The organism is uncultured Tissierella sp., assembly GCF_902479755.1.
Taxonomy (GTDB): Bacteria; Bacillota; Clostridia; order Tissierellales; family Tissierellaceae; genus Tissierella; species Tissierella carlieri.
In genome coordinates, this window is the sequence record NZ_CABSQO010000005.1 from 75,202 (window position 1) to 98,893 (window position 23,692).

28 protein-coding genes are annotated in these 23,692 nt (G+C 30.2%); all 28 read right to left on the minus strand.

The features are described 5' to 3' along the window. Positions 1 to 5: 5 nt before the first annotated feature. Complete coding sequence (gene flhB / locus RDK80_RS04275) at positions 6 to 1,088, minus strand: flagellar biosynthesis protein FlhB (protein WP_308523578.1); 1,083 nt, start codon at positions 1,086 to 1,088, stop codon at positions 6 to 8. A gap of 15 nt (positions 1,089 to 1,103) precedes the next feature. Further along, on the minus strand, positions 1,104 to 1,871 hold the full coding sequence (gene fliR, locus RDK80_RS04280; protein WP_094900093.1) for a flagellar biosynthetic protein FliR: 768 nt from the start codon (positions 1,869 to 1,871) through the stop codon (positions 1,104 to 1,106). A gap of 11 nt (positions 1,872 to 1,882) precedes the next feature. Continuing rightward, positions 1,883 to 2,152 (minus strand): flagellar biosynthesis protein FliQ, encoded by a 270-nt coding sequence (gene fliQ, locus RDK80_RS04285; RefSeq protein WP_094900092.1) that lies wholly within the window; start codon positions 2,150 to 2,152, stop codon positions 1,883 to 1,885. Between the two features lie 10 nt (positions 2,153 to 2,162). Then, positions 2,163 to 2,921 carry a flagellar type III secretion system pore protein FliP gene (gene fliP, locus RDK80_RS04290; RefSeq protein WP_094900162.1) on the minus strand — a complete coding sequence of 253 codons (759 nt, stop codon included), beginning with the start codon at positions 2,919 to 2,921 and terminating at the stop codon, positions 2,163 to 2,165. Further along, positions 2,905 to 3,411: a flagellar biosynthetic protein FliO gene (locus RDK80_RS04295; RefSeq protein ID WP_308523579.1), complete on the minus strand. Its 507-nt coding sequence runs from the start codon at positions 3,409 to 3,411 to the stop codon at positions 2,905 to 2,907. Before RDK80_RS04295 ends, fliP begins: the two co-directional genes overlap by 17 nt. Positions 3,412 to 3,414: 3 nt before the next feature. Next, the gene (locus RDK80_RS04300) at positions 3,415 to 3,777 is read right to left on the minus strand and encodes a response regulator (protein ID WP_094900090.1); all 363 of its coding nucleotides are present in this window, start codon (positions 3,775 to 3,777) and stop codon (positions 3,415 to 3,417) included. A gap of 24 nt (positions 3,778 to 3,801) precedes the next feature. Beyond that, positions 3,802 to 4,992, minus strand: coding sequence for a flagellar motor switch phosphatase FliY (fliY, locus tag RDK80_RS04305; RefSeq protein WP_308523580.1), 1,191 nt, complete (start codon positions 4,990 to 4,992; stop codon positions 3,802 to 3,804). Next, positions 4,982 to 5,980, minus strand: a complete 999-nt coding sequence (fliM, locus tag RDK80_RS04310) for a flagellar motor switch protein FliM (protein WP_256310236.1) — start codon at positions 5,978 to 5,980, stop codon at positions 4,982 to 4,984. Before fliM ends, fliY begins: the two co-directional genes overlap by 11 nt. Before the next feature lie 13 nt (positions 5,981 to 5,993). Beyond that, the gene (fliL, locus tag RDK80_RS04315; RefSeq protein WP_094900087.1) at positions 5,994 to 6,410 is read right to left on the minus strand and encodes a flagellar basal body-associated protein FliL; all 417 of its coding nucleotides are present in this window, start codon (positions 6,408 to 6,410) and stop codon (positions 5,994 to 5,996) included. A gap of 22 nt (positions 6,411 to 6,432) precedes the next feature. Continuing rightward, a complete protein-coding gene (locus RDK80_RS04320) occupies positions 6,433 to 7,149 on the minus strand; it encodes a flagellar motor protein MotB (protein ID WP_308523581.1) in 717 nt (238 codons plus the stop codon). Beyond that, the gene (locus tag RDK80_RS04325; RefSeq protein ID WP_094900085.1) at positions 7,149 to 7,937 is read right to left on the minus strand and encodes a motility protein A; all 789 of its coding nucleotides are present in this window, start codon (positions 7,935 to 7,937) and stop codon (positions 7,149 to 7,151) included. The genes RDK80_RS04320 and RDK80_RS04325 overlap by 1 nt, the downstream gene beginning before the upstream one ends. Before the next feature lie 3 nt (positions 7,938 to 7,940). Continuing rightward, a complete protein-coding gene (locus RDK80_RS04330; RefSeq protein ID WP_094900084.1) occupies positions 7,941 to 8,153 on the minus strand; it encodes a flagellar FlbD family protein in 213 nt (70 codons plus the stop codon). Between the two features lie 56 nt (positions 8,154 to 8,209). Then, positions 8,210 to 9,586, minus strand: coding sequence for a flagellar hook protein FlgE (locus RDK80_RS04335; RefSeq protein WP_308523582.1), 1,377 nt, complete (start codon positions 9,584 to 9,586; stop codon positions 8,210 to 8,212). A 76-nt stretch (positions 9,587 to 9,662) separates the two neighbouring features. Then, positions 9,663 to 10,043, minus strand: a complete 381-nt coding sequence (locus RDK80_RS04340; RefSeq protein ID WP_094900082.1) for a TIGR02530 family flagellar biosynthesis protein — start codon at positions 10,041 to 10,043, stop codon at positions 9,663 to 9,665. 15 nt (positions 10,044 to 10,058) lie between these two features. Further along, positions 10,059 to 10,505 carry a flagellar hook assembly protein FlgD gene (locus RDK80_RS04345; RefSeq protein ID WP_216562485.1) on the minus strand — a complete coding sequence of 149 codons (447 nt, stop codon included), beginning with the start codon at positions 10,503 to 10,505 and terminating at the stop codon, positions 10,059 to 10,061. Positions 10,506 to 10,519: 14 nt separating this feature from the next. Then, positions 10,520 to 11,839 (minus strand): flagellar hook-length control protein FliK, encoded by a 1,320-nt coding sequence (locus RDK80_RS04350; protein ID WP_308523583.1) that lies wholly within the window; start codon positions 11,837 to 11,839, stop codon positions 10,520 to 10,522. Between the two features lie 13 nt (positions 11,840 to 11,852). Further along, positions 11,853 to 13,094: a hypothetical protein gene (locus RDK80_RS04355; RefSeq protein WP_308523584.1), complete on the minus strand. Its 1,242-nt coding sequence runs from the start codon at positions 13,092 to 13,094 to the stop codon at positions 11,853 to 11,855. Positions 13,095 to 13,105: 11 nt separating this feature from the next. Further along, positions 13,106 to 13,543, minus strand: a complete 438-nt coding sequence (gene fliJ / locus RDK80_RS04360; protein WP_308523610.1) for a flagellar export protein FliJ — start codon at positions 13,541 to 13,543, stop codon at positions 13,106 to 13,108. A 25-nt stretch (positions 13,544 to 13,568) separates the two neighbouring features. Next, complete coding sequence (gene fliI, locus RDK80_RS04365; protein WP_308523585.1) at positions 13,569 to 14,894, minus strand: flagellar protein export ATPase FliI; 1,326 nt, start codon at positions 14,892 to 14,894, stop codon at positions 13,569 to 13,571. Between the two features lie 4 nt (positions 14,895 to 14,898). Further along, entirely contained in the window at positions 14,899 to 15,666 is a 768-nt protein-coding gene (locus RDK80_RS04370; protein WP_308523586.1) for a FliH/SctL family protein, read from the minus strand. Further along, the gene (fliG, locus tag RDK80_RS04375) at positions 15,659 to 16,663 is read right to left on the minus strand and encodes a flagellar motor switch protein FliG (RefSeq protein WP_094900076.1); all 1,005 of its coding nucleotides are present in this window, start codon (positions 16,661 to 16,663) and stop codon (positions 15,659 to 15,661) included. The genes RDK80_RS04370 and fliG overlap by 8 nt, the downstream gene beginning before the upstream one ends. Before the next feature lie 12 nt (positions 16,664 to 16,675). Then, positions 16,676 to 18,193, minus strand: a complete 1,518-nt coding sequence (gene fliF / locus RDK80_RS04380; RefSeq protein WP_094900075.1) for a flagellar basal-body MS-ring/collar protein FliF — start codon at positions 18,191 to 18,193, stop codon at positions 16,676 to 16,678. Between the two features lie 25 nt (positions 18,194 to 18,218). After that, entirely contained in the window at positions 18,219 to 18,515 is a 297-nt protein-coding gene (gene fliE, locus RDK80_RS04385) for a flagellar hook-basal body complex protein FliE (protein WP_308523587.1), read from the minus strand. Positions 18,516 to 18,520: 5 nt separating this feature from the next. Beyond that, positions 18,521 to 18,961, minus strand: a complete 441-nt coding sequence (gene flgC, locus RDK80_RS04390) for a flagellar basal body rod protein FlgC (protein ID WP_094900073.1) — start codon at positions 18,959 to 18,961, stop codon at positions 18,521 to 18,523. A 2-nt stretch (positions 18,962 to 18,963) separates the two neighbouring features. Beyond that, complete coding sequence (gene flgB / locus RDK80_RS04395) at positions 18,964 to 19,365, minus strand: flagellar basal body rod protein FlgB (protein ID WP_308523588.1); 402 nt, start codon at positions 19,363 to 19,365, stop codon at positions 18,964 to 18,966. Positions 19,366 to 19,580: 215 nt separating this feature from the next. Next, positions 19,581 to 20,360 carry a GTP-sensing pleiotropic transcriptional regulator CodY gene (codY, locus tag RDK80_RS04400; RefSeq protein WP_094900071.1) on the minus strand — a complete coding sequence of 260 codons (780 nt, stop codon included), beginning with the start codon at positions 20,358 to 20,360 and terminating at the stop codon, positions 19,581 to 19,583. A 127-nt stretch (positions 20,361 to 20,487) separates the two neighbouring features. Next, positions 20,488 to 22,572 (minus strand): type I DNA topoisomerase, encoded by a 2,085-nt coding sequence (topA, locus tag RDK80_RS04405; protein ID WP_308523589.1) that lies wholly within the window; start codon positions 22,570 to 22,572, stop codon positions 20,488 to 20,490. Positions 22,573 to 22,596: 24 nt separating this feature from the next. Continuing rightward, a complete protein-coding gene (gene dprA / locus RDK80_RS04410) occupies positions 22,597 to 23,691 on the minus strand; it encodes a DNA-processing protein DprA (protein ID WP_308523590.1) in 1,095 nt (364 codons plus the stop codon). Between the last annotated feature and the right edge of the window lies 1 nt (position 23,692).

The window sequence follows — 23,692 nt, forward strand, 5'->3', positions numbered from 1 at the left end:
TCCTCCTAGAATTCGTCTTTTAAACTATAAACATATGCCAATACTTCAGCAACTGCTTCATATAAATCTTCTGTGATAATATCACCAATTTCAATTGAATCATATATAGCTCTAGCCAATGGCTTATTTTCTATTATTGGAATCATATTTTCCTTGGCTACTTTTTTTATATTTTCAGCTATTATATCTACTCCTTTCCCAATAATATAAGGAGCATCAAATTTATCTTTATCATATTTTATAGCAACTGCATAATGAGTAGGGTTAGTGATTATGACATCTGCTTTTGGTATATCTTGCATCATCCTACTCATGGCTATTTTTCTTTGCTTTTCTTTTATTTTTCCTTTAATGAATGGATCTCCTTCAGTTTGTTTATATTCTTCTTTTATTTCCTGTTTGCTCATCATAAGGTTCTTTTCATGTTCTCTCCACTGAAAAAAATAATCCATAATTGCTAAGGCTAATAAAATTCCTAAAATTCTTATAACAAAACCATACATCAAATTGGAAAAGTTTATAAATGACTCAAAAGGTTCCATACTAGAATATTTAATCACTCTAGTCACTTGACTATTTGCATATTTTACAGCAATATACCCAACTAGAGTAACCTTCAAAATAGATTTTACAAGTTCTACTAAAGCACGTTTTGAAAATATCTTTTTAAAACCTTCAACAGGATTTAGCCTATTAAATTTTATTTTTAACGTCTTAGTAGTAAATAAAAAACCTACTTGAAAATAGTTGATAATCAAAGAAGATAAAAAAGCAACTATTAGAATAGGTGAGCTTATTATTATAAAAATCGTTGAGATATTTAGAAAATTAATCATTAAGTTATTGGGATTTAAAAAAACTTCTACATTACTGATTTCAGTAAAAATATCAACCATAAATTTTTTTAATTGCTCACTCATAAATCCCCCAAATAACTTTAACCCTAAAAAACAGCTAAAGAGAATTACAACTGTGTTAACTTCTTTACTTTGGAGTATTTGTCCTTCTTCCCGAGCATCTCTTCTTTTCTTAGGGGTAGGCTTTTCAGTTTTTTCAGAGAATAGTTGCAAATTAATTTTTATTATCATAATATCAACCTTATATTAAGTCTTAATAAATTTGTATATATCATTAACTATTAGATCAAAAATACCATTTATGGCAGTAAAAAAAATAGGCATGCTGATTAAAATAATTAATAACCCAATTAGTACCTTTAGAGGCATTCCAACAACAAAAACATTCATTTGAGGAATGGTCTTTGATATAATGCCTAAAACTACGTCAGTAAGAAATATTATTGCTACTATTGGCGTACTTAGCTTAAATCCAATTTCAAAAGATCTAGATAAAGAGTTTATAAGGAGATTCATAGTATCTCCTGTATATTTAAAACCACCAATAGGTAAGAAATTATAGCTATCTACTAAAGCCGATATAATTAAATGATGACCATTAAAGCTCATTAATAAAAGAAATGATAGAATATAATAAAAGTTTCCCATTAATGGAACTTGTATCCTGTTTAGGGGGTCTATTACATTGGCCATTCCAAATCCAATTTTCATATCAACAATTTGTCCCATTACATAAAAAGCCGAAAAGAAAGCGTAGGATATAAATCCAATAATTACTCCTACCATCAACTCCTTTAATATAAGTAATATCAATATCTCATTACTAAAATCAGGAGGAATTGATAAAGTTGATGTTATTAATAAAGATACTGAAAAAGACAATCCTATTTTCATTATATTTGGTATGTTCTGAGAACTAAAAAAAGGTGAAAAAATAAAAATTCCTGATGTTCTTACCATAACTAATAAAAATAATTGATACTTACTAAAAATTAATTCCATAACTGCATCCATAGTAGTCACCCTTAATAAATATACATATTAATATTTGTAAGTAACTCTGATGTAAATTGAGTTACCAATTTTATTATCCAAGGGCCAAATAAAAGCAATGATAAGAATACCGCAACAATTTTAGGTACAAATGCAAGAGTAGCCTCCTGTATTTGCGTAACAGCCTGAATTACACTAACAATCAGCCCAACAACTAAACTAATTATCAGCATAGGGGCAGAGACAAAAAGTACTGTTCGTATAGCATCTTGAGCAAGTTTTAGCATATCTACATTATTCATAATATCACCCCTATTTAAATCCAAGTACTAATGATTTTACAATCAAGTTCCATCCATCAACAAGTATAAATAATAATATCTTAAAAGGTAAGGATATTATTACTGGCGGTAACATCATCATTCCCATTGCCATTAAGGTACTTGCAACTACCATATCTATAACTAAAAAAGGAATGTATATAATAAAACCTATTTGAAATGCAGTTTTTAATTCAGATATTATAAAAGCAGGAATTATTACGTGAGTAGGTATTTCATCTAAGTTACTTACGTTATCTGTTCCCTTCATACTCATAAATAGTCCCAAATCCTTATCTCTCGTCTGTTTAAACATAAAGTCGCGAACTGGTTTCATAGCTCTTTCAATTGCTACATCTTGAGTGATTTCCTCTCTAACAAATGGTTGAATAGCTTCATTGTTTATTTCTGTAGCAATAGGTGTCATAATGAAAAATGTTAAAAACAAAGCTAATCCAATAATCACCTGATTAGGAGGAGTTTGCTGAAGACCTAATGCGTTCCTTATAAAGGATAAAACAATAAGTATTCTAGTAAAACCAGTCATCATTATTAATAAAGATGGTGCTAAAGTAAGAATTGTTAGAAGAAAAAGCAATTGAAGAGAAAATACATAATTTTGCGGGTTATTATTATCTTCTAAACTAACACTTTTTCCAAATAAGGATATAGATGGCTCAGCGGAAGCAATGTTTGTAAATACAATTACTAAAACAATAGAAAGAATAATTATTTTAATATTTTTTTTCATCATTTCTGTCTTCCTTATCCTTTTTGATATTAAACTTATCAAATAAGTTTTCTAATTTCTTATTTATTTTATTATCATTATTGTTTCCATGTAGATATTTACTTAAATAATTATCAAAATTTTCTTCATGAGTGGGAAAATTATCCGCTTCAATTGTATCAATAACATTTGTGTTGTTATCAGCTACCGATAAAATATATATTTTATCATTAATTTTAGCTATGATAATTTTAACACCACCTGGAATATTTATTACATCTAATAAAGAGATATATTTACTAGATGTAATTCCTTTAAAATTTTTTGCAATAAGTTTCGTTCCGTATAAAGTAAGAAATATAACTAATATAAATATCACAATATAAAAGATCAACTGAAAAATTATCTTAGTTGGACTAATTTCCTCATATCCCGCAGCATAAGCCGGTAACCCGTATAAAGTTACGAAGATAAATATAAATAACAAATTGATTCTTTTTATTTTGCTCATATTTTAGCTCAAAACCTTTTTTACAGCTTCTACAACCCTATCAGCTTGGAATGGTTTAACAATAAAGTCTTTTGCCCCAGCTTGTATTGCTTCTATTACCATAGCTTGCTGACCCATCGCCGAACACATTACAATTTTTGCATTACCATTTATTTTTTTAATCTCCTTTACCGCTTGAATTCCATCCATTTCAGGCATAGTAATATCCATTATAACTAAGTCTGGATTCAACTCTTTATATTTTTCTATAGCCTTTACTCCATTTTCAGCTTCTCCTAATATCGTAAAACCATTTTTTGATAAAATATCTTTTATCATCATTCTCATGAAAGATGCATCATCTACTACTAAAATTCCATTTGACATTTAAAAAACCTCCTGTTTTGACTATTAAATGATTTTTCTATTTGAATTTTCAATCTCTGTTACCCTAACTCCAAAATTATCATCAATAACTACAACTTCTCCCTTAGCAATATACTTACCATTAGCGTAAATATTCAGAGATTCTCCAACTAGCTTGTCCAGTTCTACAACAGTTCCCTGTCCAAATTCTAATATTTCGCTAATTTTCTTGTGTGTCCTACCTAATTCTACTGTTATTTCAACAGGAATATCTCCTACTAAATCAATAGACTCATTATTATGAGATAAGTTAAAAGAGGTATCAAAACTTTGGAATTCAGGTTTTTTAACTATAACTTTTTCTTCATTAATCTTGCTAACATTATTATAATTGATATTCTCAGTTCTCGCAACATCCCTTGTTAGAGTTTGAGAAACATTATAGGATTCTTGATTTATTGATTTTGTTGGAACTTCAATATGATCTTCAGCATAATTCATTGACTGAACAGGGGTTTGTTCCTCCATTGTCAACTCGTTAGTATTGTGAGAAGACCCCATTAATTTTTCAACCATAGACTTCCCAAATTCGATTGGAATTAGCTGCATTATATTACTATCAATTAAGTCACCTATGACCATTTTAAAGGATATCTTAATAATAGGTAAAGATGAATTTAATAAGTCAATTGTATTTTTTCCTTCAGCGAAAGTTATTTCTATAGATTTAGGGGGTTCTATATCTATTTTTCTCATAAACATTTCAGACAGTGAAGTTGAAGCAGACCCCATCATTTGATTCATAGCTTCACTAACAGCACTTAAATCAAGCTCTGTTAATTCTCTTCCTGTATCAAAACTATCTTTGCCCATCATAAGATCTGTAATTATTTTAGTATCATCAGTATTAAGTATTAAAATATTTGAACCCTCTAAACCAGCTTTATAACTAACATCTATGGCTACAAAAGGTAATTTATAATCATCTGCTAGTTCATCAGCAGTCGTTATAGTTACTTTAGGAGTAGTTATGTTTACCTTTCTGTTTAATAAGGTAGATAAAGTTGTTGCTGCTGTCCCCATACTAATATTTCCTATTTCCCCTAAAGCATCTATTTCTATATCTGATAACAATTCTTCATGATCATCCTCATAAAATTCAACCATATGCTCATCATCTGCTCCACCTCTCAATAGAGCATCTATTTCTTCTTGAGATAACATATCACTTGCCATTTATCATTTCACCTTCCTTTAGAACTTCAACTATCTTTATAGCCATTTTTCTATTAATTACACCTATTTCGCCCTTAAATTTCACATTAGATCCAATTTTAATCGGAATTTTATTATCTTCATTATTTTCTAGTTTAATAACATCACCAGGAAGTAAGTTTAATATATCTCTTACTGCAATTTTGGTAGATCCTAATTCTGCAACCATTGGAATTCTAGTTTGCAATATCCTATCTCTAATTGCCTTTAATTCTTCTTTAGAATGTTCTTTTGTAGAAGTCGTAAACCAAAATTTTGTATTCAATTTATCCAGTACAGGCTCCAATAATATATATGGAATACAGACGTTCATCATTCCTTCTATAGATCCAACTTCTATGCTCATAGTTACTAATGCAATAGTTTCATTAGGTGGAACTATTTGGGCAAATTGTGGATTAGTTTCAATTTTCTCTAATATCGGCTTTAATTCTATGACGTTGCTCCAGGCTTCTTTGATATCACCCACTATCTTATGCATCATGGTTCTTAAAAGAGATAGCTCAATTTCTGTGAAACTTCTCATTTCCTGCTTTCCAATGCCATCTCCTCCTAAGAGTCTATCAATTACTGTATAAATAATATTAGTAGAAATATCTATTAATATTTGCCCATCTAGAGGTTTGAAATCTATAATAGTTAAGAATGCTGGATTAGATAAAGCATTGCTAAACTCACTATATGCAAATTGATCTACAGTTAATATATTTATCTTAACTGGTGCTCTAAGATAACCAGTTAAGAAGGTTTGCATATGTCTTGCAAAATTTTCATGAATAACTTCTAATGTTCTTAATTGATCTTTAGAAATTTTTTGAGGATTCCTAAAATCATACTTCCTCGTTTTCTTAGAGTTATCAACTTCTTGAATTTCCTCAACATCCACCTCACCGGAGCTAAGTGCATTGAGAAGGGCATCAATTTCAGATTGTGACATTACTTCAGACAATAGAATCCCTCCTCTACTGAATTATAAAATCATTAAAATACACATTAATTATACTTTCATCGTTAAATAATTCTACCATATTAGTTTTTATTTGATTTTGTAAGTTAATTTGTCCTTCTTTTCCTCGCAATTCTTCCTCTGTTAGATTAGTTATTATTTTATTGACATCATCCCTAATAAGAAATTGTTTTTCAGTTAGAGTTGTAAGAGTGTCTTCATTAATAGTTTCTAAAGTAATTTTTATTTTTAATATTCTCTTACTATCTTTAATATTACAATAAAGATCTTCTAATGTTATGGAATAAGTCTCAATTTTTTTTACCTTTTTTTCTCCAGAGTTATTTGAAAAGAAAAATATGCCTACAGCTATACCAGCGATTAATGACAACAACAAAACAATAATTACTATTAAAATTGTATTTTTAGACATATTATCACCCCATTTTATTTTACTATGGTTCTAATTCTTCATAAGAATCCTTTAATATAACAATATCTACTCTTCTATTTTTAGCTTTATTTTCAGGTGTATCATTTGGTGCAATTGATCTATAGTAACTATACCCAGAAGAAGATACTCTATTTCCCTCTATATTTTCAGTTTCAACTAAGTACCTTAATACATTTGTTGCTCTAGCAGATGACAATTCCCAATTCGTAGGAAACTTAGGTGATCTCAGAATTGGGTCTGAGTCGGTATGTCCCTCAACTTTAATTTGTCTCTTTGAAAATTCATCTCTATTCAATATTTCCGCAACAGATTTTAAAATTTCTATAGATCCCGGCTTTATATCTGCACTTCCAGAATCAAAAAGTATATTTTCCAAAAATCTAACAACCAAACCTCTTTCTTCTGGCTTGATAATAATTTTTTCTTCTAATCCTAATGTTTCCGTATATTCTTCTAGATCTTTCAAAAGGCTAAGAAGTTCTTCATCTAAATCATCTTCAAAAGATTCTATTGGAAACTCCAATGTAGTTCCTCCATCTAAAACACCTGAACCACCTTGAAAGCTTGCCATTATACTTCGAAATTTTTCGGCATCTACGTTAGAAAAAGAATATAGAAGAATAAAGAAACACAATAATAATGTAACCAAATCACTATAAGTAGTTAGCCATTCAGGTGCTCCTCCACTTGATTCCTCTTGTCTCCTTCGTCTAGCCACTATGCTTCCTCCTTCCCAAGTTGTTCCTTTTTAATAGAACCTCTCATTTCAGGTGGAATAAAAGTCTTTAACTTTTCTTCAATTATTCTAGGATTTTCTCCTGCTTGAATTGATAGTAATCCCTCTATCATCAATTCTTTAATTAATACTTCTGACTTACTTCTCACATTTAGTTTTTTAGCTAATGGCAAAAATATAACATTTGCTAGAAAGGAACCATAAAAAGTAGTTATCAATGCTACAGACATATTTGGCCCTATTGCTTTTGGATCATCCATCTTTTGAAGCATGTTTATCAATCCTATTAGAGTACCTAGCATACCAAATGCAGGAGCGAATGAACCCATAGCCTCTAAAGTTCCTTGTCCTTGTCCATGTCTTTCTTCCAAAAACATAAGCTCAGTTTCAAGTATATTTCTAACAAGATCTGGATCAGTTCCATCTACAATCAACATAATTCCTTTTTTTAAAAACTCATCATCTAGTTTAGAGCCATATTCTTCTAGAGAAAGTAAGCCTTCTTTCCTAGCAATATTAGCCAGCTTAATTATATCTTCAATTATCTCATTAGCTGATGTAGCTTTGTATAAAAATGCTTTTTGAAAAACTTTTCCTATTTTAACTATATCCTTCAATGGATATGCCAAAAAAGTAGCGGCTACAGTACCACCCAGTGTAATTACAATTGAAGCAAAATCATAATAATCCCACAAACTTCCTGACTCTAAAATTCCCCAAACTGTAAATCCAATCCCTAAAAGCAAACCTACTATTGTTGCAATATCCAATCCCTACACCTCGTTTCCATCATGTCTTCTTTCGAATGCATGTATCCTTGCCTTATATTTAATTACTTTATCTACTATTTCATCAACAGAGTCAGAAACTACAATCTTATGACCATTTGTAAGTGTAATAACAGTGTCTGGAGTGGCTTCTATGTAAAGTATAAGTTCACTATTTACTACAAATTCTTTGTCATTTAATCGTTTTACTTTTATCATAATTATCCCACCTTTTTTTTGAATAGGGTAGAAAAAATCTACCCTATTCAATTAGATTATCTCTTCATGTTAACTAGTTCTTGCAGCATTTCATCTGAAGTTGTTATAATTCTTGAATTTGCTTGGAATCCCCTTTGTGTAGTTATCATTTCAGTAAACTCAAGAGATATATCTACATTAGACATCTCAAGATTTCCTGGGCTTATTGCTCCAAAGCCACTAACACCTGCACCACCGAATTGTGGTTCACCAGAGTTTCTTGTATCTCCAAAGAAGTTACTTCCTAGCTTTTGAAGTCCCATAGGATTGTCAAACTTAGCAAGCATAATTTGACCTAATGCTTTTCTTTCACCATTAGTAAATGTACCCGTAATTATTCCTTTATCATCTATAAAGAATCCTTCTAGAGTACCAGATGTATTACCATTTTTTGCCTTAGGTTTAACATCCATTTCATTTGCATATTGAGTCAAGTCCTTAAAAGTGCTATCATCATCTGGATCAAATAATTTTATTTCTTTAAATGTACCAGAGGGAGTAACTGCTGTAGGAAGTTCAACATCATCTTTATTATGTGTAAAAGCAATACCACTTAAATCTAGCTTCACGTTTGCTATCTCACCATCAGCATCACCAACTGTAGTCAATTTTCCATCACTATTAAACTTCAAAGAAAGAGAATCAAGTACATTATCTGGATATTCCACATAATTCTTTGTACCTTGATCTGTTATTCTCTTAACTACCATTTCCCATCCATTACCATCTGCCTGACTTTCTGTTACTTTTTTTAATTCAAAGGTTATTTTATAGGAATTTCCAAGTGAATCTTTTATCTCAGTGTCTATAAGATGTCCTTTTTTATTTGGATCAGCTGGGTCAATTAATTCAGTATTAGAATTTAAATTACCTTCAAAGCAAATTAACTCTGTTGCAGTAGGTGCTTTCGTTGCAGATCTATTAATCCTAATATTAGTTACATCTGTTAATATATTTCCATCTGAATCTGCACCATATCCTAATACCTTAAATCCATCTGCTGTTACCAAGTTACCATCTCTATCTAAAGTAAAGTTTCCCGCTCTTGTGTAATATCTATTGTTGAAGTTTACATCATCAGATACTACAAAGAAACCTTCCCCATCTATCATTAAATCGGTGGGATTATCTGTTCTTTGACCTGGTCCCTTGGTATGAATAGTGCTAATCGAACCTAGTGCTGCACCCATACCTATTTGCTGAGGATTTGTACCACCTTTGCCACCAGTTGGAGCACTAGCACCTCTTACAACTTGACTAAACACTTCTTGAAATGTAACTTGTCCCTTTTTAAATCCTACGGTATTAACATTTGCTATGTTATTACCGATTGTATCCATCTTACCTTGATGTATTCTCAAGCCTGATACGGCTGAGTACATTGACCTCATCATATTTCATTCCTCCATTTTATCGGGCAGTTATAGACCATCTGTCAGTCCGGTCTATATAGCTTCCTACAAGGTCCAGCTATATTATTACTGCTCCGTCAATATTCGTAAATATATTATCTTTTAATTGCTCTTTGTTAACTGTCGTAATTATTATTTTATTCTGGACATTAGCTATAAAAGCCTTATCATCCATTAAGATTAAAGCATCTTTTACTCCTCTGCTTTCAGCTTTATAAAAAGCTGATTTTAACCTATTCATTTCATCTAAACTTAAACTTACATCCCTACTATTTAATCTTTCAGTTGCGTGTTTTGAAAACTTAATTTCTTCATCTTTGTTTTGAATTTTTTCTAATATTTGCCCAAAGTCTTTATTTGAGTTAAATTGTTTTTTTTCAATTGATTTTGATGAATTAATCAACCGGTTTTCAAGTTGCCTAATATCTATTTTACTCATAAAAACAACTCCATATTAATCTTCTATTGTGTTATCTCCTTCTGGATTCTTTCCATCACCGTCATCTACTGGATCTTTTTCCTCTGGATCCTTTATTTCTGGCTCTTTACCCATATAAGCTTCCATTGCTTTTTTTATATTTAGAATTTCCTTTAATATCGCAATATCTGCCTCTACTTGATTCTTATTCATTAATTTTAACATTTCATGCGTTTCTTTAAAATTATCACTAAAAGTCTTATTTAAATTCTGCATCTGTTCTAATGAACTGAATTGTGCTAGCTGTGCAATAAATTCTCTATCCTCCATTGGATTAAGAGGGTCCTGATTAGCTAACTGTGTAGTCAATAATCTTAAAAAAGCATCTTTATCTAAGTCATTATTTCGTTTATCTTCTATTTTTTTATTTTCTTGATCTTTAAATTTATAAATATACTCTGTATAATTCTTATTTACCTCCATTTTTTTCCTCCTCCCTAAGCGAATAAATTTAAGTTGTTTTCTAAATATGCTTCATTAGCATTGATTCCATTCTCTATAGGCTGTTCACCATATAGCTTTATAGTCTTATTTTCTTGAGATTTAATCTTTATTTTTTTGTTATTCTGTTTAAAACTAAATTGTCCAGAGTTATGTTTGTCAAAATCACTATTGTTTCCTACAAAAACTTCAACTGTCTTAATCTCCAACCCTGTATCTTTTATTCCTTCTTTAAGCTGTATTAAGTTTCCTTCGATAATTTCCTTAGTTCTTTGATTGTCAACCATAATCTTAGCTGTAACTGCACCTTTAACCACTTCAATGTTCATAGTCATTTCACCCAGCACTTCTGGTTTCAATCTAACCCTTATTTCATTTTTAGTATTAGATAAATCAATTTTAACTTTTTCAACTATTTGTTCTATTACTTCTTTGTGATTTATTGTATCAGGCTTATCTAATTCCACAGTGTCATCTTTTATAAACTTAATACCATCTTTATCCATGGAAATAAAAAATTCATCATTAACTTCTATATCTGTATCTGTCTTTTCCACTTCATTAGTATCTAAATTATGTTCAAACAAAGATGTTTTGGAATTATTCTTTTGTTCTGAGCTAAATTCCATTTTCTTATCCAAGGATTCAATATAAAATGAATTTTTTTCATTAGTTGGAGATATTTTATCATTTTTTTCTTCATCAGTTTTGTTCTGTAAGGCTTTAGAATTTGGATTAAATTCTTTATTAACCAATTTGCTCTCTCCTACATTCTCATTTATATCTTTAGTTACATAAGCTAAATTAGATTCCTTCATATTGATCTCTTTATTGTTTTCATCTTTTTTTATCATTGAATCAATGTTTTTGTCTTCTAAAAGGATTTCATCAGTTTCATCCTCTGTCTCTAAAATATATTCTAGATTTTGCTCTAGGATTAGAGTCTCAGAGCTATCAACAGCATCTAACTCCACTTCTTCACTACCTTTAGAATCATCTTCTATATCAGAAATATTATTAAAAAAATACATCATATTTCCATATACTAAGGAATAATCATTCTTCTCATCATTATCTTCTATCGGCTCCGAATCGATATCCTTATTTTCATTCAGAACCTCATCCTTTTTAGATATGGTATTTTTATTATCTTCATTAGATTTTAAAGTATTTTGAGAAGAATCTTTACTATTAATCTTTTTATTTAGAGATTCAAATGTAGAGGAAAAATCCTTGCTTTTTGGCAAATCGCTTTTACTGCTCAATTCAGTATTTAATTTAATAGGTCTTTTAAAATCAACAACTATAGTTTCCACTTATTCACCTCCTTCAATTGTTATTTTTCGGCTTAGCTAAAAGCCTTGTAATTTGTGAAGCTTTGTCTGGCTCCATAAAATCTAAAACCTTTGATAAGGTTTGATTTTTCATTTGTGACAACACATCAATAATAATACTACTATCAGACAATTCATAAACCTCTTCAGAACTTAATTCAAAAGATGTTATAGTATCATTATTTTTAATCATCTGTTCCACAATCTTAGCTACTTTATCAGGCGACATTTTTTCATAAATGGCGACTAAATCTTTTACTTTATTACCGTATTCATTTAAAAACTCCATAGCTTTACTTATATCACCAGTAATATTAGTATCTGAATTTGTCAATTTTTCTTCACGCATTATTGATGCAAACAGGTCTTCTATGAATTTTTCATCTTTTATATTAGATAATAGTTCAGCTGACTTTAGCACTGACAAATTTTTATAAATAATTCCAAGCTTATATAATGAATAGTTATTGGTATTACCTATTGCATCTATCGCTACATCTATTGGTTTTGTTTCATATACTTTAGCTATATCTATTAAAGTATTTACCTCGTTTGTCTTTTCATAAATAATAGCTTCTACTAACATCTTTTTGTCTTCTTTAAAGGTATCTAATATATAATTTCTTATGTCAGAGTCTATATAGTAAAGTACCTCACCTAATTTATCTGTTTTGATTTCAGCTAAAATCTTTAAAAATTCTCTGTCTGAAAATCTTTTTTCTGTCTCCAATAATGAAGTCATAATATCTTGCTTCTCAACTCTAGATACTTCTGATAAAAATCTTTCTTTTTCTTCTTTTTGTGCATCATCATAAAGTGAAAACAATAAATCTTTTCTTAGCTCCATATTTCGTATTTTAAGTACTATTTCTTCTGTTTTAGGTATCGAAATAGAATTCATCCCCCTAAGAATATCAATATAAAGCTTTTCATCATCTTTTTTTATTATATACATTTTATCAGCAGCTGTATTTGCGTCTAGATTTATAAAATAACTAGATAAATAATCTATCTTCTCACTTTTTTCTACCTCTGTTGGATAATTCCTAAAATGCTCACCTACGCTTCCAGGCATTTTTGATAGTAGGTTGTTTACATCATTTTTAAAATTTTTATTAGTATTATAAATAAGGCCAACAATAGCTAAAGGAATAGCTATTAGACTAATAAGTAATATAATTACTATCTTAGATAATTTATTGTCCTTTTTATTTTTTTCTGTATTGGCTATTTCCATAGATCTGCCCCCTATTTTTGGGTAGTACTATTAAATGTAACTATTCCATCAACAATTTTTTCTTCATTCTTTTTAATTTCTGAAAGAAATTCATTATAGTCATTTTCCTTTAATTTCTCAAATACCTTTTTTTCCTTCACTGCAACTAGTAATTCTTCTTTTGTTTTCTCAAGTTCCTCTTTTATATCAGCAATTATGCTCTCTTGTTTCTTTATATTAGAAGATATATCTTGTAAATAATTATTATATAGTTTTAAATTACCAACACTAGTATTTTTAGTGGATTCATTTTTTTTAGTCAGCAAATTTTCTTTATGAATATTATAATTCAGTAGTTTCTCTTCTTCATCATTAAGCCTTCTATTAACATCTCCATACTGAGCTTTTTTCAGGTTCTCTACGTTTTCTTTATAGCCTAGAACCTTTTCTAATCTAAAACTATAACCCATCAATTGAATTTACCCCCATTGCTATCTAGTTCATTTTATTGATAATATTCTCCATCGCCTCTATTGTCTCCTGAAAAGTTGAAGTTTTATAGGTTTCCTGTTTTAAGAAATTTTCTATATCCTCCATCAAATCAATTGCTGTGTCGATTTTTTTATTTGACCCTCTTTTATATGCTCCAATATTTATTAAATCTTCAGCTTCTTGATATACAGCCATAATATCCTTTATATAATTGGCAATTTTAATATGTTCTCTACTTGATATATTTGGCATTACCCTACTGATACTAGCAAGAACATCTATGGCAGGATAGTGGGTAGCATTTGCAAGCTTTCTAGATAAAACAATATGTCCATCTAAGATTCCCCTTGCAGTGTCAGTTACAGGCTCAGTTAAATCATCCCCATCTACTAGTACAGTGTAAAGGCCTGTAATAGTACCCTTATCTGAAGCCCCAGTTCTTTCCAATAATCTTGGCATAGTTGCAAAAACAGAAGGTGTATATCCTCTAGTAACAGGTGGTTCTCCAATTGCTAAACCTATTTCACGTTGAGCCATAGCAAATCTTGTTAATGAATCCATCAACAGCATTACATTTAATCCCTTATCTCTAAAATATTCTGCTATAGCAGTAGTAACCATCGCTCCCTTTATCCTTATTAAAGCAGGTTGGTCTGAAGTTACGACAACCACTACAGATTTTCTTAGGCCTTCCTCTGTTAGGTCATTTTGGATAAACTCATTAACTTCCCTTCCACGTTCTCCGATTAAACCTATAACATTGACATCAGCTGTACTATTTCGTGAAATCATACCCATTAAAGTACTTTTTCCTACTCCTGAACCTGCAAATATACCAACTCTTTGCCCTTTACCACAGGTCAACAAGCCATCAATTGCTCTAACTCCTACGGACAAAGGTTCTTTTATGACCATTCTATCTAATGGACTTGGTGGAGCATTAGATACTGGATAATATTTATTTGATTTAATTGGACCTAATCCATCAATTGGATTTCCTAGTCCATCTAGAACTCTCCCAATTAAATCTTCTCCTACATTTACCCTAAGAGTTTTACCACTTCCAACAACTACACTACCACTAGCAATTCCCTCCATTTCACCTAGGGGCATAAGAAGTATTTTATCCTCTTTAAACCCAACAACTTCAGATAAAATTGGTTTATTGCTTCCATAAGGGTATATGTAGCATAGTTCTCCAATAGTAGCCATTGGTCCATTAGACTCAATAGTGAGTCCCGTAACCTTTGTTATCTTGCCAGTATATTTAACAAATCTTTTTTCTTTTATAGCCTCAATATATTTCTTTATATTAATTGTATTTTCCATATCATCACTCATTATTTAATATTGTTGTCAGTAATTCTCTAACTTCATCTAATTGGTTTTTAAGACTTACATCAATATTTCCCTTAGAGGTTTCTAAAATACAATCACCTTTTTCTAAAGAAATATCATATTTAATATCAAGTTGAGAAATCATACTTGCCTTGGCTAATATTTCATCCTTAGCCATTTCTAAGATATTATAATCTTCTTTAGAAGTAATAATAGTTAACTTATCTGTTAAATCCAAACTATTAATTCCATTTAAAACTAAAGAAACTATCATATCAGTATCTTCTTCATTTTTTTTATTTATTACCTTTTCATAAATGCTTGTAACTAATTCAATAATATCTGCTTCTAGCTCTTTTAACATACTTTCTTTTTTTGATAGATATCCGTTTTTTATTTCCAAAGCTTCTTCTATTAGAGCGTTAGCTTTAATTTTTCCTTCATTATAACCTACTTTATACCCTTCATCATGACCTTCGTCATAACCTTTTTTATAACCTTCTTCTTTAGATTGTTCTAAAACTTCCTTGGATCTAATATAAGCAGAGCTTATCATGGATTCTTTTTGAGTCTCAGCATCTTCTATTATTCTTGCTGATTCTTTTTTAGCATCATCAATTATTTTTTCATACTCATCTTTTGCTTCATCTCTTGCTTTTTCAATAATTGATTCCATAATTTTTTCATGTTCATTATCTGAGTCTTTCGATAAATGCACTGGCTCTGTCTCTACTACTCTAAAGGATTTAATAACACTAGACAATTATCTCATCTCCTCCTCTAGGAGTAATTATTTCCCCATCATCTTCTAGTTTTCTAATAATATTAACTATATTTTGTTGTGCATCTTCTATATCTCTAATACGCACAGGACCCATGAATTCTATATCTTCTTTTATCATTTCAACTAAACGTTTTGACATGTTAGCAAATATAAGGTCCTTAACTTCTTCACTTGCACCCTTAAGGGCAATAGCCCATTGAGAGTTATCAATCTCTCTAATAATTCTTTGGATACTTCTATTATCAAGGGTAATAATATCTTCAAATACAAACATCCTTCTTCTAATCTCTTCACTTAATTCTGCATCACTAATATCAAGATCTTCCATTATATGTTTTTCTGTTCCTCTATCTACAGAGTTTAAAATATCTACTACTGCTTGAATTCCGCCAGTAGTTGTATAATCCTGTGCTAAAATATTTGAGAATTTACTCTCTAAAATATCTTCTATTTCTCTTACAACCTCTGGAGACGTTCTATCCATTATTGCTATTCTTCTAGTAACATCTGATTGCTTTTCCAATGGTAAAGATGAAAGAATTTGCGCTGCCTGTGAAGATCCCAAATAAGATAATATTAATGCTATTGTTTGTGGGTGCTCATTTTGTATGTAATTTAAAAGCTGATTTGGATCAGCCTTTCTTATAAACTCAAACGGCCTCACATGTAATGAAGATGTTAATTTATTAATTATATCTATGGCCTTATCAGATCCTAAAGCTCTTTCTAATACATCTTTAGCATAGTTAATACCGCCTTCAGATATATACTCTTGAGCTAAGCATATTTGATAAAATTCCTCAATTACCGTTTGCTTCTCCTCAGGAGAAACCATTCTCATATTTGCAATTTGCAATGTTAACTCTTCTATTTCTTCTTCATTTAGATGTTTAAATATCTCAGCAGATTTTTGAGGTCCTAATGCAATTAGTAATATTGCTACCTTCTCTTTCCCACTAAATTGTCTCTTAGACATATTAACTCGCTCCTATTCATTTAACCAATTTCTAAGCAACTGAGCAACTGAATCAGGCTTCTTTTCAATAAATTTATCAATTTGAGCCTTCATTTTTGATTCTTCTGCATCAAAGTCAAGGTCCGCAACTTCTAATTCAATTGAAGATCTCTCTTCCAACATTCTTTCTAATTCATCAGTAGCAGATTTTTTAGCTTTTAACCTCATATAAATAATTATTGCTAATATTAGTAACACTAATAAAATAATACCAATATATAACCAATTATTTGACTTTCCTTGAAGAATATTAGTATCTACTGCTTGTTTATTAAAGCTCACTGCCTTTACTTGTACTTGCTTAGTGTCTAAACCAGTTGCTGCAAATATTAAATCAGAAAATTCCTTTTCTCTTTCTGGAGTCATTTCACCATCTACCAAAGCATCCTTATTAATCAGTACTGCTACAGTAACACTTTCTACTTGACCTGGTGTCTTTCTAATTTCTTTATTTATCTCATTTAGTTCATTATTTATTATTCTACTTACTTTATCATATCTACTAGAGCCATCGTCAACCATTTGATAATCTTCTACATTGGTGTCAGTTCCTGGAATTCCACCTGTAGCACCACCTACCATATGCTCCTCTACTTCTTCAAGGGAACGAATAAGCCCCTCTTCATTTCCTTCAATAGGCGGAGAAAATTCTACTATTGTAGTATTTTCTATATCCATGTTAATTTTTACACTTGACATAACATCAACATTTCCCAATCCAACGATATTCTCTAGAAATTTCTTTATACTATCGTTAATTCTAGTTTCTAGATTATGTTTCACTGCAAATTGATCAGCTGCAAAAACATCATTTTCATTTTCTTCTTCTAAAAGTCTTCCCTCATCATCAACTACCCTAACATTTTCTGGATCTATATTTATTGGACCTGATATAAGATGCTTTATAGCTTTTACTTTTTCTCCTGATAATTTCCCACCACTATCTTTTACAATAAATACGGAAGCAGTAGTTTTATCATCATCATTATTATTTAAAATGAAGTTTGTTGTTTCTTTTTCAGCTATATATACCTCTGCACTATGGATTCCATCGATTTCAGATATGGTAGATGCTAATTCACTTTGTAAAGCTAACTTCATCCTTTGCTTCTTATCATAATCTGTCATTGTCCAACTACTATCATTAAAAGCATCCATATATGTGTATCCTTCTTTGGGTAAACCATAGGTAGCCAATTCTATTTTAATACGATTTTTACTTTCAGCTGGCACCAAAATGCTTTTCTGGTCATCTCCGGTTTTCCAAGGAGTACCCATTTCATCTAGCTTAGTAGTTATTTGTCCCATATCTTTTAAACTTAAATCACCATATAGTACCTCATATTTGGTACGTGTCAATGTAAGAATAAGTGCAGTTACAGCAAAAATGATAAACAAGCTAATAAGCACTAGTCTAATTTTCTTCTTTTTATCCATCTCTTTCCAATATTCAGTTAGTTGTAGACTTACTTTATGTATTGATTCCTGCACCGTTGCACCTCTTCCCTATGGATTACTAAATTTGAATTCTCATAATTTCCTTATAAGCCTCTACAACTTTACTTCTTATACTCATAACAACTTGTAGAGCAGTATCTGCCTTATCTGCAGCTATGGTTAGATCATGGAGGTTGTCCAATTCTCCTACAGCTAATAATTTTTTATATTCTGTACTTTCTAATTGCATTTCATTAACCTGATTTAAGGCATTTGTTAAAAAGTTACTAAAACTCTTTTCTTCTTTTGAATCAGGTAATTTCTTTTCACCAATCTCGGCAAGGCTTTTATACCCATCAATTCTGTTTACATTCATATATCTTACCTCCTACCAATTTCCAAAGCCTTCATAAGCATTGACTTGGATGCATTCATGGCTGTTATATTAGCATCATAGGAACGCTGTGCACTAATTAGGTCAACCATTTCTTTTATAGTGTCGACATTTGGCATTTTAACATAACCATTTTCATCAGCATCAGGATGCCCTGGTTCATAGACAAGTTTAAAAGGTGATTCATCTTCGACGATTTTACTAATCTTAACACCTTTTCCCTCAAATTTATTAGTTTGCCTACTTAGATATTCTGAAAAAGGTGTTGATTTATTTTCTTCAAAAACAACCATTTGTCTTCTATATGGCATTCCACCTGTGCTTCGAGTAGTACTTGCATTAGCCATGTTCTTAGCTATAATATCAATTCTTGTTTTTTCTGCAGTTAAAGCAGTTGCTGATACATTTATTGAATTAAAAATACTCATAATTACTTGCTCCCTTCAGCGATAACATTTTTTATTTTATCAAACTCACCTATTACTTGCTTGATTAAAGTGTCATACATAATATTATTTATAGCTAGATTAGCTGATTCTGTATCACTGTTCACATTATTTCCATCTAATCTATAGGATGTGGATTTATCTTCCATAACCCTAGGAGCAAAATTGCTTGTCCCAGAACCAATATGCTTTTCATGAGTTTTCATTAAATTGATTCTGCTATTCTGAACTGATTGTTTTAATTGATCTTCAAATGTAACTACTTTTCTTTTATAATTAGGCGTATTTTCATTTGCAATATTATTTGTTATTGCTTTATGTCGTTCCCAAGTTCCATCTAAAGCCTTTTTATAAAAGTCCACATTATTATAAATACCCCTTAACATATAGTTCACCTCTTACTATTCTAGTATCTCTATATTACCCTATTTTATAAGAATTTTCTACATAATAATTAGAAAAACCTTATAAAACGATAAATATCTTCTTTTTTAATATTACATATTTTAACATTTTATTGCAAGTAAAAATTACGTTAATTAACTAAATCACCCTAAAGTCCCATAGACCAAAGTCCCATAAAAAAAGAATAGTAAATTTACTATTCTTTTGATTTTAGAAGCTCTTCTATTAATTTATCATTTAAGATTTTAATATGTGTTCCTTTCATTCCTAAAGATCTAGATTCTATAACTCCTGCACTTTCAAATTTCCTCAAGGCATTTACAATAACAGATCTTGTTATACCAACTCTATCAGCAATTTTACTCGCAACAAGTAAGCCTTCATTACCTTCTAGTTCACTAAAAATATGTTCCATTGCTTCTAACTCAGAATAAGATAAAGTTCCTATAGCCATTTGAACAATGGATTTCTTTCTAGCCTCCTCCTCTATTTCTTCTGATTTAGCTCTTAGTATTTCCATTCCTACTATAGTTGCACTATATTCAGCTAGTACAAGATCATCTTCAGTAAATTCTTTTCCAAAGCGAGCTAAAACTAAAGTTCCTAATCTTTTTCCTCCACTATTTATTGGAATTACAGTTGCAATTTTATCTGGATAAGGGCATTCTGATACTTGGTCAAAAACACAATCGGTAACTTCCCGCATATTTTCATTTGTTTCATTATATCTCAACAATTCTTCATTGTATTTTTTAGGAAATCTTTTTTCTTTGACTATTTCAGCTTGAACTATATCACAATCAAATCCTCCTGATAATTCGTATCCTAAAACTTTCCCACTAGTACTAGCTATATAGACATTAGCATCAAGTATATCACTAAGTATTTCACTTAAATCTGAAAAAGACACAGCTCTAGAGCCATATCCCTGCAACGTCTTGTTTAGTTTTCTAGTTCTTTGTAATAAACTTTCCATATATACATCCTCCTTAAAATAAACTCAATTTATTATCTATAAGATTTTAAATCGATTGTTTTTTACATTTAACTACATATACAATTCTACTACAAAAAAATAAAAATGTACAGAAAATTTTAATTATTTATACTTTTTTGACTTCCATGTATTCACATTCCTTGCTTATGCATTTAATTATTTTTTCTTTCTTATTTCTCTTTATTACCATTATTCCTCCACATTGTGGACATTTCTCCTCTATAGGCTCATCCCATGATACAAAATCACAATTTGGATAATTACTACATCCATAGAAAACCCTACCTTTTTTTGATTTCCTTTTTACAAGATTCCCATCACATTTAGGGCATTTAACATTAAGTTCATCTACAATTGCTTTAGTATTCTTGCATTCAGGATATCCAGGACATGCTAAAAATTTTCCAAATCTTCCATGCTTAATCACCATATTTTTACCACATTTCTCACAAATTACATCGGAAATTTCATCTTGTATTTCAATCTCTTTGATTTCTTCTTCAGCCTTTTTTAAAAATAGGTCGAAATCCTTATAAAAACTTTCGACAACTTTGACCCAAGGTAGATCTCCTTCAGCAATTTCATCAAGTTTCTCTTCTAATTCAGCTGTAAACTCTTCATTTACTATGTCCTTGAAATATTCTATAAGTAAATCATTAACTAATATCCCTAATTCTGTAGGCACAAAAGATTTTTTATCAAAAACGACATAATCTCTTGCTAATATAGTCGCTATGGTAGGTGCAAATGTACTTGGCCTACCAATTCCCAATTCTTCCAAAGTCTTAATAAGAGATGCTTCTGTATACCTAGCAGGCGGTTGAGTAAAATGTTGATTTGGATTAATATCCTTTAATTTTAACTTATCACCTATTACAAGCAGTGGAATTTGCATATCCTTTTCTTCTTCATCTGTAGTAGTATATATCTTTAGGAAACCATCAAACATTAGCTTTGAGCCACTAGATTTAAATAAAATATTATTACTTTTTATTGTAACAGAAATTGTGTTGTAAATAGCTGGAGTCATTTGTGAACCTAAAAATCTTTCCCAGATCATTTTATATAACTTAAATTGTTCCGATGTTAGAGAATCTTTAATTAAACTTGGAGATCTAGTAATACTTGTAGGTCTAATTCCTTCATGAGCATCCTGTGAATCCTTCTTTGATTTATTAATAAAATCTTTCCCACCATCAGTATATTTCTCCCCAAAATGGTCTTTAATATATAGATTAGCCGCTTGGATAGCTTCTTTAGAAATTCTTGTAGAATCGGTTCTCATATAAGTAATTAAACCTACAGAACCCTCACTCTTAATATCGATTCCTTCATATAATTGTTGAGCTATAATCATAGTTTTTTTAGTAGAAAATCCAAGTTTTTTTGAAGCATCTTGTTGTAATGTACTTGTAGTATACGGTGGATAGGGATTTCTTTTTTTTGTCCCATTTTTTACATTACTAACTGTAAAACTATTATTATCAACTTTTTTTAATATATCATCTACATCAGACTTTGTCTTTAATTCGATTTTTGTTTCCTTACCATTTATATTTTCTCCGTAAAAATTAGCCTCAAATTTCTCTTTATCTTTTTCTAGTTTTACCTTTATACTCCAATATTCTTCAGGTATAAAATTTTGAATTTCATTCTCTCTATTACAAATTAATTTAACAGCAACAGATTGTACTCTTCCTGCACTTAAACCTTTTCTGATTTTTCTCCATAACAAAGGACTAATTTTATAACCAACAAGTCTATCTAATATTCTTCTAGCCTGCTGTGCATCAACTAAGCTTAAATCTATTGCTCTAGGTTTCTTAATAGCATTTGTTATAGCATCTTTAGTTATCTCATTAAATTCTACCCTTACTTTTTCTTTTTCATCTATCCCTAAAATATGAGCCAAATGCCAAGAAATTGCCTCCCCTTCTCTATCAGGGTCAGTAGCAAGAAATATCTTCTTTGATTTTTTAGCCACCTCTTTTAAATCCTTAATTACAGGACCTTTACCTCTTATCGTTATATATTTAGGCTCAAATTGTTTATCTATATCAATTCCTAAACTACTCTTTGGTAAATCTCTTATATGCCCTACAGAAGCTACAACTTTATAATTTTTTCCTAAGAATCTTTCAATAGTTTTTGCTTTAGCTGGGGACTCAACTATTACTAAGTTTTTTTGCAATATTTACACCTCCACTAAATAAATCTAACAAATGGTAAATACTCTACCAGATAGTTCTTTAACTGAACCCTTTAATTCTAAAATTGTTAGTATACTATTTAAAGTAACTATATCTATGCCCATTTTATATGCAATAGTATCTGAATGTAAAGGTCCTTCTTCTAAAAACTTGATTATTTTAATTTCTGTTTCACTATAATTTGAATAATCTAAACCATCTTTTTTACTTAATATTAATTTTTCTTGCAGTTCATTAATTTCTTCAATTATATCATCTATTTCTAAAAGCGGCTTTGCTCCATCTTTAATTAGTTTATTTGTTCCACCACTAAATATACTATTAATATTACCAGGCAATGCAAAAATATCCTTCCCTTGCTCTAATGCATGATGGGCAGTAATCAGTGACCCTGATTTTTCCTGGGCTTCAATTACTATAACTCCCATAGATAATCCAGATATTATTCTATTCCTTTGTGGAAAATTAAAAGCCAAAGGAGGAGTTCCCAGAGGAAACTCAGAAACTATGCCGCCATTTTTTTCTATGTCATTATATAAAAATAAATTTTTCTTTGGATAAACAATATCAATGCCATTGCCTAAAACGCCAATTGTTCTAGTTCCATTATCTAAAGCTGTTTTATGTGCAATTGTATCTATACCTGAAGCCAACCCACTAATAATTGTTACTCCTAAATTTGCTAATTCTTTAGTGAATTTTTCACAAGCCCATTTACCATATGCTGTTGCTTTTCTAGAACCTACTATGGCAATTGCAACCCTGTCTTCTTCGATTATATTACCCTTAACATAAATCACTCTTGGACTATCATTAATATATCTCAATCTAGTAGGATAGTTTTCGTCGTATATAGTAATAACATGAACATTCTCTTTCTCTATATTATCAAATAATCTTTTTATATATTCATTGTTTCGATTATATATGAGTTTTTCTCTTACTTCATTATTTAGATTTTTTATAAAACTAAATTGATTACTATTAAGTTCCCATAAATCTCTTATATCATTAAAATGATCAATAATCTTCCCTATATTAACATTTCCTACTCCCAAACTACTTAACCAAATAAGAATATCCCTTTGAGTAATATTCAAA

Bases quoted from the DNA above. Each gene is read 5' to 3' on its own strand.
- fliJ (WP_308523610.1), bottom strand. From the start codon at position 13,543: ATGGGTTATAGTTTTAGATTAGAAAAGGTTCTAGGCTATAAAGAAAAC.
- fliY (WP_308523580.1), bottom strand. From the start codon at position 4,992: ATGGCAAGTGATATGTTATCTCAAGAAGAAATAGATGCTCTATTGAGA.
- RDK80_RS04345 (WP_216562485.1), bottom strand. From the start codon at position 10,505: ATGGAGGTAAATAAGAATTATACAGAGTATATTTATAAATTTAAAGAT.
- RDK80_RS04330 (WP_094900084.1), bottom strand. From the start codon at position 8,153: ATGATAAAAGTAAAACGATTAAATGACAAAGAATTTGTAGTAAATAGT.
- fliL (WP_094900087.1), bottom strand. From the start codon at position 6,410: ATGTCTAAAAATACAATTTTAATAGTAATTATTGTTTTGTTGTTGTCA.
- fliP (WP_094900162.1), bottom strand. From the start codon at position 2,921: ATGAAAAAAAATATTAAAATAATTATTCTTTCTATTGTTTTAGTAATT.
- flgB (WP_308523588.1), bottom strand. From the start codon at position 19,365: ATGTTAAGGGGTATTTATAATAATGTGGACTTTTATAAAAAGGCTTTA.
- fliG (WP_094900076.1), bottom strand. From the start codon at position 16,663: ATGTCTAAGAGACAATTTAGTGGGAAAGAGAAGGTAGCAATATTACTA.
- RDK80_RS04300 (WP_094900090.1), bottom strand. From the start codon at position 3,777: ATGTCAAATGGAATTTTAGTAGTAGATGATGCATCTTTCATGAGAATG.
- RDK80_RS04295 (WP_308523579.1), bottom strand. From the start codon at position 3,411: ATGAGCAAAATAAAAAGAATCAATTTGTTATTTATATTTATCTTCGTA.
- codY (WP_094900071.1), bottom strand. From the start codon at position 20,360: ATGGAAAGTTTATTACAAAGAACTAGAAAACTAAACAAGACGTTGCAG.
- RDK80_RS04340 (WP_094900082.1), bottom strand. From the start codon at position 10,043: ATGAGTAAAATAGATATTAGGCAACTTGAAAACCGGTTGATTAATTCA.
- RDK80_RS04355 (WP_308523584.1), bottom strand. From the start codon at position 13,094: ATGGAAATAGCCAATACAGAAAAAAATAAAAAGGACAATAAATTATCT.
- flgC (WP_094900073.1), bottom strand. From the start codon at position 18,961: ATGAGTATTTTTAATTCAATAAATGTATCAGCAACTGCTTTAACTGCA.
- RDK80_RS04335 (WP_308523582.1), bottom strand. From the start codon at position 9,586: ATGATGAGGTCAATGTACTCAGCCGTATCAGGCTTGAGAATACATCAA.
- fliR (WP_094900093.1), bottom strand. From the start codon at position 1,871: ATGGATGCAGTTATGGAATTAATTTTTAGTAAGTATCAATTATTTTTA.
- fliE (WP_308523587.1), bottom strand. From the start codon at position 18,515: ATGAATGTAAACAGAATTGATGGGTATAAAAGCCTTGCCGAGATTGGT.
- fliQ (WP_094900092.1), bottom strand. From the start codon at position 2,152: ATGAATAATGTAGATATGCTAAAACTTGCTCAAGATGCTATACGAACA.
- flhB (WP_308523578.1), bottom strand. From the start codon at position 1,088: ATGATAATAAAAATTAATTTGCAACTATTCTCTGAAAAAACTGAAAAG.
- fliI (WP_308523585.1), bottom strand. From the start codon at position 14,894: ATGGAAAATACAATTAATATAAAGAAATATATTGAGGCTATAAAAGAA.